Annotated in this window: 8 protein-coding genes; 3 read left to right on the top strand and 5 right to left on the bottom strand. The window is 58.7% G+C overall.

Translation table 11 applies throughout. The features are described from left to right. Window positions 1-871: beta-lactamase family protein (locus HKN37_09685; GenBank protein NNE46915.1), on the bottom strand; the 871-nt coding region annotated here is incomplete at its 3' end. A gap of 75 nt (window positions 872-946) precedes the next feature. Then, window positions 947-2563: a M1 family metallopeptidase gene (locus HKN37_09690; GenBank protein ID NNE46916.1), complete on the bottom strand. Its 1617-nt coding sequence runs from the start codon at window positions 2561-2563 to the stop codon at window positions 947-949. A 263-nt stretch (window positions 2564-2826) separates the two neighbouring features. Here HKN37_09690 and HKN37_09695 point away from each other — a divergent pair, with 263 nt between their 5' ends. Next, on the top strand, window positions 2827-3666 hold the full coding sequence (locus HKN37_09695; protein NNE46917.1) for a TIGR02206 family membrane protein: 840 nt from the start codon (window positions 2827-2829) through the stop codon (window positions 3664-3666). Here HKN37_09695 and HKN37_09700 read toward each other — a convergent pair. Next, window positions 3663-4907 (bottom strand): thioredoxin domain-containing protein, encoded by a 1245-nt coding sequence (locus tag HKN37_09700; protein NNE46918.1) that lies wholly within the window; start codon window positions 4905-4907, stop codon window positions 3663-3665. The genes HKN37_09695 and HKN37_09700 overlap by 4 nt on opposite strands. 203 nt (window positions 4908-5110) lie before the next feature. Between HKN37_09700 and HKN37_09705 the strand changes: the two genes are divergently transcribed. After that, on the top strand, window positions 5111-6694 hold the full coding sequence (locus HKN37_09705) for a hypothetical protein (GenBank protein ID NNE46919.1): 1584 nt from the start codon (window positions 5111-5113) through the stop codon (window positions 6692-6694). A 90-nt stretch (window positions 6695-6784) separates the two neighbouring features. Here the strand turns inward: HKN37_09705 and HKN37_09710 are convergent, their stop codons facing one another. Further along, on the bottom strand, window positions 6785-7609 hold the full coding sequence (locus tag HKN37_09710; GenBank protein ID NNE46920.1) for a hypothetical protein: 825 nt from the start codon (window positions 7607-7609) through the stop codon (window positions 6785-6787). A 69-nt stretch (window positions 7610-7678) separates the two neighbouring features. Beyond that, window positions 7679-9409, bottom strand: a complete 1731-nt coding sequence (locus tag HKN37_09715; protein NNE46921.1) for a DUF885 domain-containing protein — start codon at window positions 9407-9409, stop codon at window positions 7679-7681. Between the two features lie 215 nt (window positions 9410-9624). Between HKN37_09715 and HKN37_09720 the strand changes: the two genes are divergently transcribed. Next, a partial coding sequence (locus HKN37_09720; protein ID NNE46922.1) for a hypothetical protein occupies window positions 9625-10162 on the top strand: 538 nt, incomplete at its 3' end.

Raw genomic sequence — 10162 nt, forward strand, 5'->3', positions numbered from 1 at the left:
CAAATCCGTACCCGGTCTTACTCCCGTCGTCGAGGGTTGCCGGAGTCACTGCCAGCTCGCGCATTTCGGCCGACAGTACCTTGTCGCCGTAAAGCGCAGAATCCCATGCCAGCATGTCGTCGATCGAGGAGTAGATACCTCCGTCTCCAAGAACGGCACTGGTGACACTCTGATCGGAATCCGTAATGTTGGTACCGTCGACCGTGTAACCCCGTGCGCGGTTCTCAACGACATTCACGCCATTGAGGAAAGCGACGGTATTGTCCATCCCGGCAGGTTCAAAGATGTTGTCGTGTAAGTACTCGGGGAATGATAGTCCCGATCGTTCCTCGACGATCATCGCCAGCACGGCATAAGCTCCGTTGCTGTAGCGATATTCACTACCGGGAGCGAAATAGGTCGAGGTCTGGGCAATCATCATCTCGAGGACGTCGGAATCGAGAACCTGAGTCGTCTCGGACCCGGGTATCAGATTCTCATAGTCGATAAGCCCGGACGTATGCGTCAAGAGGTGCCGCACCGTGATGTCACGGCCATACTCCGGGAAGCCGGGGAAGATATCTACGAGATTCTCTTCGAGCGTGAGCTTGCGATCTTCCACAAGGCAAAGAATCGCGGTGGCGGTGAACTGCTTTGTGACGGAGGCGAGTCTGAAATTTGTCTGTGCCGTTACACGCTCGCCGGTTTGCATGTTCGCGAGGCCGACGCCACGAGAAAGCAGTGCCTTTCCGTCCTTCACCACAAGCACGGCGGCTCCGGGTATTTCTCCCTCGTAATCCAGAAGAAGTGAGCCCGGGTCATCGTCTTCCTGGGAGGAGCAGCCGCCGAGGAGTATTGCCAATGCCAGGAGAATCGAGCCAATTCCAGACACGAGTCAGCCCATTTAGAAGCATGATTTCGCTAGTAAATGTACGCGTCTCGATTCAGGCATGCAGCCCGGCGTGTCTTATCGGGGCCCGAAATCCGCATGCATCAACAGCCTGGTGTGGGGATCCATGCGCACGTCGACGATCCTGTTGAAATCGAGAGAGAATGAGAAGGATTCGCTCCGCTCGTCAACCTCGGCCGAGACGATTATCGGATCCATCGATGTCGACGAATAGATGCCGAACTCGACCGGTACCTTGAACGTCTGCCCGTCCTGCACCTGCGAAAGCTCAACTCTCAATTCTCCTGACGAAGCATCGACCGACCACGCTCCTTCGAAGGCGGGCTGACCGGGTCGCTTCAGCCACTGCTCAAAAAACCATTCGAGATCCAGACCGCTTACGTCCTCCATCACATTCTGGAAATCTTCAGTCGACGCATTGCCATCGGAGTATCTCTCGTAGTAGGTCCGCAGCCCATCCCAGAAGACCTCGGTACCAACTTGAGACCGGAGCATATGCAGGACCCAGCCGCCCTTCTGATATGAATTCGGAGAGAGCAACTCCAGCAGATTGCCCGGTGCCGGGTCAAGGATCACGGGAAGTTGAACCCGTCGGGAGAACGCGACGACCGTCTCGCGATTGCGGCTCATGAGGTCGGCGAATCGATCATGCCCGTACGTGTGCTCGACGTAGAGAGCGGTTAAATACGTTGCGAAACCTTCGCTGAGCCAGATGTGGGGCCAGTCGATCTCGGTAACCGAGTCGCCAAACCACTGGTGGGCAATCTCATGCGCTATGAGTTCTTCACTCGATCGCGTTCCCGTGACCGATGCTTCACTGTAGAAGATGTTACTCGCGTTCTCCATCCCGCCATATCTGGTTTTTGACTGGACATTCGCGAGCTTGGAGTAAGGGAATCTGCCCAGACGGCTGACGAAGAAACGAAGTACGGGCTCTGCGAGGGCGTAGTCGTAGAAGCCGGCCTCTTTGTCCTGAGGGTATACCCAGGTCTGGATAGGAACTCCCTCAAACACGTCGACATGACTGACGGCGAACCTCGCGGCACCGATGACGGCCACCTTTGTTGCAAGTGGCTTCGTCGATCTCCAATGCGTCAGTCGGCGACCGTCCTTCAAGTCTGTTTCCTCCACCAGGGCGCCGCTGCCCACAACCTGATATCGATCCGGCGCAGTGACGATGAATTCGATGAGCGCTTTGTCGGAGGGGTGGTCTACCACCGGCAGCCAGTGGCGGGCACGATCGGGCCAATTGTCCCCAAAGAATGTTCGCTCTCCGTACTTGTTTGTGGATATGATGAGACCGTCGCCGGGTCTGCCGGAGTAGACCACGTGTACGGTGCGTCTGTCTCCGACGGACGAAGGATCGCCCATCGTGATGCTCAGCCTGTCATCGTCGTGGGTGTACTTCGCATCGGCGCCATTGATCAACACGGATTCTACCGCCATTCCGGCGCCCCCGATCTGGCGACCGACGAGATCAAGCGAGAAGCTCCTGACACCGGCTTCGCGAAACAGAACCTCTACCGTCGCCTGCCCCTTGATGGAGTCGGAACCATCGAACAGCTCAAGGTGGAATGTGTATCGCTCAACATCGATGCGAGGATCAACGTCGGCGTTCGGCGTCGACAGCAGGGCGGCGAGTAGAAAGAGAAGTTGTATCAGCGAGGCGCTCATGATTCGGTTGTGGGCGTGTGCACAGTACGGGGACGCAGGTTCCGGGGCAGATCGGGATTAAGGAGATCAAACGGCCGAGTTTCAAAAGTGTGCCGCAGACGTGGCATCATTCGGGCGGCGGAAGTCCGTTTGTGTCTGGCTGTAGGCATGCGGTACGGCCGCAGGAAATACGGATACGGCTGCCTGCCCCGATTCGATCATAGAGACATCTCGATGTTCTTCGCGGCCCGTCGGCTCTCACAGCGCGGATGTGAGGCTGGGGCATGCTCTTAGTCTGGAATTTTGTTTCTTGGTCACTCCGATCGGACGCGATCCATCCTCTCGCACCCGCACGTTACATGGGTCAATTCTGGACTATCGATTACTCAGGCGATCCCTTTGAACTGTTCGGCGCTCCGCACATCGTCGTAATGGTGGTTGTCGCACTGATCAGTATCGCGCTTGTCGTGCGAGGCCGGCGCATCGACACGGAGCGTCATGCCGCTATCCGACGGACGCTGGCCGCCCTGCTCGTACTCAACGAAGTGCTATGGCATGTGTGGGCGGCGACGGAAGACGTGTATACGATCCAAGAAATGCTGCCTCTTCACCTGTGCTCGGTTATGGTGTGGCTGAGTGCGTACGCACTCGTGAGGCCGAATCAGCATCTGTACGAACTCATGTATTTTCTCGGGGTCGCCGGTTCAGTCCAGGCGCTCCTCACGCCCGACGCCGGTATCTTCGGTTTTCCTCACTTCCGTTTTCTTCAGACCATGATCTCGCATGGCCTGGTGTTTATCGTGGGTATCTACGTCGTTGCGGTGGAGGGATACAGGCCAACCCGGCAGTCCGTCGTTCGAGTATTCCTTGGATTGAATCTGTACGCCCTGGCTGTAGGGCTACTGAACGCGGCAATCGGCAGCAACTATCTGTACGTCAACGGAAGGCCGCCGACACCCAGTGTCATTGATCTGATGCCCGCGTGGCCGTGGTATCTGTTGTACCTCGAGGTGATCGCCCTTGGGTTGCTCGCTCTACTCTATTTGCCCTTCGCCGGGAGGAAGTCGCCCGCGGTGGAGCAAGCGGGAGAACCGACGGCTTCGACTGCGGTCGTGAATGACTAGTCCATGTCTTGCCAGGCTTCGATGAATCGCGGGTTGCCCTCGGCTTCGTCGACCAGGGCCTGAAATATCGCACGCAGCTGCGTGTAGGGGAGCGTCCCGATGATCATGCGCCCGTTGACAATCATAGTGGGCGTAGAGCGGATTCCGTACTCGTATTCGGCCGACGTCTGTCCATACTCCCGGCCGGTCTGGATCAGGCGATGGACCAGGGCGATATTCGCCGAGTCTGTAAGCGCATTTGTGATGTCGTAGCGCTCTGCCAGTGCCGCTCGCCACTCCGGCTTTTTGGCGGCGTCAAAGTTTGCGAAGACCTCATCGTGGAACGACGCGAAGTTGTCGATGTCGTAGGAGGAGAGGTATGCGAGCTCGCAGGCTCCCGGATGCTTGTCCTTTTCGACTACGTCGTTGCACCTCGCCTCCAGCGGGAAGTGCTGAAACGCGATGTTGATCTTTCCGGCAAATTCCTCCTTCGCCCGATCAAGTTGATTCGAAAGGAACAGGCAGTCTGAGCAAAGGAAGTCTCCGTATTCGACGATGTGGATCGGGGCATCCTCAAACGTCTCGGTCGACCGGACACTCCAGAGCGGCGAGATGACACTGGGAAGCTGGACTTTCTCCAGTCCATAAAACTGTTTGACGACGCGTGCCGCAACGCCGCCCGACTGCGCTTCCTCCTTCACGACGTGATACTGTCGGACGCCATAGCCGCCCAGCGCCGTCATGACGGCGAAGACGACCAGGTGTTTGATGGACGGTTGAAAATACCTCGCCATGAACGAGCCCTTTTGAATGCGACCGTACTTCGCGAACAGGGCAAAACTCAGCAGTGAGAAGAGATAGAATCCGGAGCAGAGAAGACAGAGGCTGCCCAGGAAAAGGACCGAGTACAACAGGAGCGCGATAACGCCTGCCGCGTTCAGAAACGCGATCGACTTGTTCGTGCGTTCGAATCCCTCCGATGGGAAAACGACGCCCAGCACGACAAGCAAGCCGACGATCAGCCCGAAGAAGCCCAGCGGGATCTCGAAGACGGCTGAGATCGAAGAGTATGCGGAGCTGTCGCAGTTGAAGAAAGAGCTGATGTCACAGAACGAGCCCTCGAAGATCGACTCCGGGTAATTGGCGGCAAAGAAATGGTCGATGGTGAGGAGCGATGATACCACCATCCCAATGCCCGACACAAAGCTTAGGATAGCTGGCCCGGTGACGCCATCGAGGGTCAGTGATCGCTGGATAGACATAGATTCGTCGGATTGCTTCGGGGCTGGTATGGGGATTGCAGAAAACTAGCGCGCCTCCGTATCGATACGCTCAAGATTTGATAAAGAGATAGCGAAGGTCGAATACAGGGAATCAAAACCTGGAACAGCCGGCTGCGTCCGCGTTATGTTGCGCCTGCCCGATGTGGACCCTTGTCCGGCTTTGTGACTCATCCTCTGGATCGATGGACAATCAGCTTCTGGTTCTCTTTGCGGTGATTGCGACGGGTCTGTTGTTGGGCCGCGTGAGATTTGCGGGACTGTCGCTGGGAACGTCGGGCGTCATCTTCAGCGCCCTGATTGCCGGCTATTTTGGATACGGCATCTCGGGCGGCGTGGGGACGATGGGCCTCGTCCTTTTTGCATACGGGATTGGGATCACGGCCGGGCCGGGCTTCTTCCGTGCATTCCGCCAGCAGGGCAAGCGGCTGGCCGCGCTGGCGTTCGCACTCGTATCGGTGGCTGCGGTGGTGACATGGCTGGTTGCCTGGCTGCTTGAGATACCGGCCGATCTTGCAGCCGGGATGTTCGCAGGTGCGCTGACGAGCACGCCGGGGCTGGCTGCAGTAATGGAGTCGCTGCCCGCAGGAAACCAGGCGGCGGTCGGGTACGGAATAGCGTATGCATTTGGAGTGCTCGGCGTAGTTCTGTTCGTACAGCTTCTGCCGCGCATCCTGTCAGTGGATCTCGACGAGCTGGGAAAGAGCCTGTCGTCTGCCGAACAGAACCGTCGTCAGATCCAACGTGTCCTGGTTGAGGTTCTCAATCCGGCTGTGATCGGCAAGCGAGTCGCAGACCTGGACATGGTTTCGGAGTCCAATTGCCAGCTCACCCGGGTGCTGGTTGGAGACCGTCTCGTGCCCGTGTCAAAGGACTACACTATTCAGGAAGGAGATCATCTGTGGCTGATCGGGCGCGCCTTCCGTCTTCCGCCCGTGATCGCGCTTCTGGGAAGAGAGAGTGATCGACGGGACTACGTCGTGGATACGGATCGGCAGCAGCAGCGCGTGGTGTCGACCTCACGAGAGATTGTCGGTACGTCCCTTGGCGAACTTCGGTTGCTAAGTCGCTTTGGAGTCACCGTGTCGAGAATCGCCCGGCACGAGGTGGAGTTCGTACCGGATCCAGAAGATGTTGTACAGTGGGGTGACGCCCTTACGGCGGTCGGCAAGCCAGACGATCTTGCCGTGTTCGCGGAGTTCGCGGGTCATCGCGAGAAATCGTTCGATCAGACGGATCTGATTTCGCTCGCGCTTGGAATACTCGTAGGCGTAGTGGTTGGCTCTATCTCCTTCGGACTGGCCGGGCAGTCGTTCTCGCTCGGCATGGTTGGCGGACCGATGCTTGTCGCGCTGCTGGTCGGGCATTTCGGGCGCATTGGAAGGATCTACGGCAGCATTCCCCGTGCTTCACGCTTGCTGTTGATGGAGTTGGGGCTCGTCTTTTTCCTTGCGGCGGCGGGTGTTGAAGCCGGAGGGCAGCTGCTGGAAGTCCTCAGGGACCACGGGACCAGTCTGGTCGTTGCGGCGGTGACGGTCGCCATTCTGCCGATGGCGATAGGCGTGCTCCTCGCGCGCTTTGCTCTGAAGCTGAATTTCCTGCAGGTGCTGGGCGGTGTTTGCGGTGGGATGACGTCTACGCCCGGCCTGGGCGTGCTGACATCAAAAACAGATTCGGAGATACCCATCATCAGTTATGCGGCAGCATACCCGGTGGCTCTCATCCTGATGACGGTGGTGGGGCACATGCTGGTCGCATTGCTGGTTTAGACGACTGGCGTCTTCCGAGCATCGGATCAGGTGACGTGGGACTGGGCGAACGTCGTCCCGAGGACGTTGAGTGCCGAGACGGCAGCACGCCTACTTCCTATCGTACACTGTTTCAACGCGGGCAACTGGCAGTACCGAATAGATCTGACCTTTGGGGCCTGTGCACCGAATGCGTCGCCGAATCAACTCTCCGCGGCGCAACACGGTGTTGCCGTCAAGCGAAAACTTCGTTCCCACATCGAGTTCCGTGACCATGAGCCGTTGGTCGGTCGTGTCGTATCGCCGGAGCTCCAGCTGCAGCGCCGTGTCGTACTCGTCGGTACTCTTCGGGTCCAGCGCATGGCGGTGGACGGCGCCGCTCAGGCGGCCCGGCAGGAAATGCTGCCGCGACAGTCTGAAGAGCAGTCGTGCAAACTCGTCCTTCCACTGTGGACCGTGCGGCTTTATCCGACGCCGGTATCGAGCAGCAACGCGAGCGTGCGCCAACTCATGCAACAGGGTCAAAAGGAAGCGGTATGAATTGCCGCAGACGTTCACCGTGATGCGGCCGTACGGAGTTCCAGCCTCCTTGGTGAAGTCGCCGTGTTTTGACTCGCGCGACTCTACCGGCACGACTTCGGTCGGGACCTCGCGCAGAAGACGCATCACAAACGGCTCGGCGCCCGTGGGCAGGTACGATCGAACCCGTCGAATCGAAACTGTCGCTATGGATGGTTGCCGTGACTCACCAAGTACGATGTCGTGACCGTTCGATCGAGCCGTACCGAGGCCAAGTGGTAACTGCTCACCGAACGTCAACGGCGGCGATACGTCGCCGCGCCCCCTTCGACTTGTGATGGGACTCTTGAACCTCTCTCGAGAGGTTGATGCTGCAAATAGTTCGCCCTGGTGGGAGAGGGGCGAGGCTTGTGCCATAGTCGTTGCTGGTTTCCGATAGTTGTTGTGATTACACACGCATCCCGCGGCTGTCACTGCCGCTTCAAGTCATTCGACCTGAGACGCCGCAATCCATCGTTCGACTTTGTCCCGAAGCATCCCTAGCGTAACTGTCCCGTCGGCGATAATCAGGTCGTGGAACGTCTTGATATCGAATTGATCCCCCAGCCGATCCGCAGCCATTCCTCTCAGTCGTTGTATCTCGAGGCTTCCTGTCAGGTAGGACGTGGCCTGCGCCGGCATGGCGATGTAGCGATTAACTTCGGACGTGACAGTGGCCTCTGGCTCTGCCGTGTGATCAATCATGTAGTCGATCGCCTCTTGCTGCGACCAGCCAAGGGCGTGCATGCCGGGGTCGACGACAAGCCGCGCAGCGCGGAACGCCTCGTTCGACAGCATCCCGAGCCGATCCACATCGCCCGAATAGACGCCCATCTCGTCGGCCAGTCGTTCGGTGTACAGCGCCCAGCCCTCACCCGAACCCGAGAAGAAAAAGAACTGGAGTACGGGGTGCAGTCCCGCCCGCTCGAGCCCGACAGACACCTGCATATGGTGCCCGGCGTACGTCTCGTGAAACGCGGTCGCCTCGAGACCCGCCTTACTAATCGTTTCGGGTCTGTAGGTACCCAGCTCGTACGTTCCGGGTCGTGTGCCATCCGCAGATCCGGCGCTGTAGAAGCCGCCTCCCGAAGCCTTCATGAATGCCGGGAAGGGTCGCACGACAACCTCTGCGGTCGGTACGAATCCGAACCAGTCGGGTACGGCCTGCTTGCCACGATCGACCGCTGCGCGCGCGTAGTCAAGAATCTCGTCTTCCGTGCGGAACGTGTATCGCGGGTCCATCTTGACAAGCCTGAATAGAACTTTCGGATCTTCGACGCCGAAGCTCCGACGCCCGATCTCGCGAATCTCGGCCTGAATCCGCTCCATCTGTCGAAGTCCGTTCTGATGGATTTCCTCGGGCGACAGATCGAGTGACGTGAAGAAACGGATCGACGCTCTGTAGCAGTCGATGCCGCCTGGATCCGACGACACGGCGATATCAGTACGCGCCGCCGCCAGATACTCGTCTCTGAGATAGTCCCTGTAGCGGGTTACTGCGGGAAATATGTTATCGGCTATGGCCGCACGCACATTTTCGGCAAATGCGGCTGAGTCATCGCGTTCCGCCGGACTGTAGAACGGCGAGTCCTCCGGGGCTGTTGCCAGCAGTTCGTCCATCTGACGAAGCAAGGCCTCGACGTTCGTCTTCGGCGCCGAAAAACCCAGACGCACTCCCTCTCGCAGGTTCTCGACCTCCGTATCCAGATACCTTGGGATATCGTTCAGCCTGGACAACGCATCTTTGCGTGCTTTGTCCGTGCCGACCGGCTGTTGACTCAGCGACGAGGGGAGAATACTCTGCCAACCGGAGAAAGTGGGACTCGCATTCCACAGTTCGGTGCGGCAGACACGCCGAGCCCGAGTAGCCTCGAGGCGCCAGCGTGCGAACGCGTATGGGATAGCCGCTTCAGTGCCTTCGAGGCTGCCGGGGTCGATCGATTCCAGCGTCGCAAGCCAGGCATCCTCACGGCTCTCCCAGGCTTGCAGGGCCGCGAGGCTCCGGTCGCCGAAGCGATCCATTGGCGTGTTCGGGTAGCCGACTTCGAAGGCTTCCTCCGGGAACTGGTTGTAGTAGCCATCCACGTATTCGGTTGCAACGTCGATGGCCAGCGCCGCGGGGTCCGGCGTAGGCGGTTGACACGCCGGACCGAATGCCACTAAGGCGATGAGTGCCATTGAGACTGCGCGGGAGAGATTTCGGGTGGATGTGTTGGCTGTGTTCATTGGTCCTGTATCCCGCCAGAGTTGGGGAGTAGCATTATGTGAGTGGGCGATCGGCATGGAAAGATACCTCGTCCGGGACCTGCAGAAAAGAGCCGCGTGCGTTGCCTGTCGTCGTATTCCTGTCGGTATTTCGTACACTGGGGATTGTGTCCGAACACTGGAGATATATGACAGAAGAGCTACCAGGATTCCGGCTGATTGTCAGGGTCTTTCACCTGGTCTGGGCGATCCCGGGACTTGTCGTGTCGTACATCTTCGCGACGGCGACCGGCGGCCATCCCCCGGGAATTCTGTTCTTGCCCGTGGTGTTGATCGTTTGGGGGGTGGGCCACCTGGCGATATGGGGCGCGAGCCGTGTGGCGCGAAAGGCGGGAGCAAAGCGTGGACAGCGCACGACCTGGCCGATCTCGATAATCATCGCAGTCGCGTCGACGGGAATCGTAGCATTTGCAGGACTGTTTCTGGTCGTTGCAGGTCTTATCACAGGGGAGGGTCTGTCGAACCAGATACAGTATGCCGTTCTGATTCTGGCGTGGATCGGTCACACGGCGGCCTTTCTCGGACTGCTCGCGCGTCAGCCCTGGGGACGATACCTCGCTGCGGCGGCGGCAACGGTCTGGCTTCTCGTTCTCCTGACACAGATCACCGACCATCTCGTGCACGGGCGGCCTGTCGACCTTCTTGAGCTTGCCGTCGTCGTCGGTT

Source organism: Rhodothermales bacterium (assembly GCA_013002345.1).
In the GTDB taxonomy this organism is placed as follows: Bacteria; Bacteroidota; Rhodothermia; order Rhodothermales; family JABDKH01; genus JABDKH01.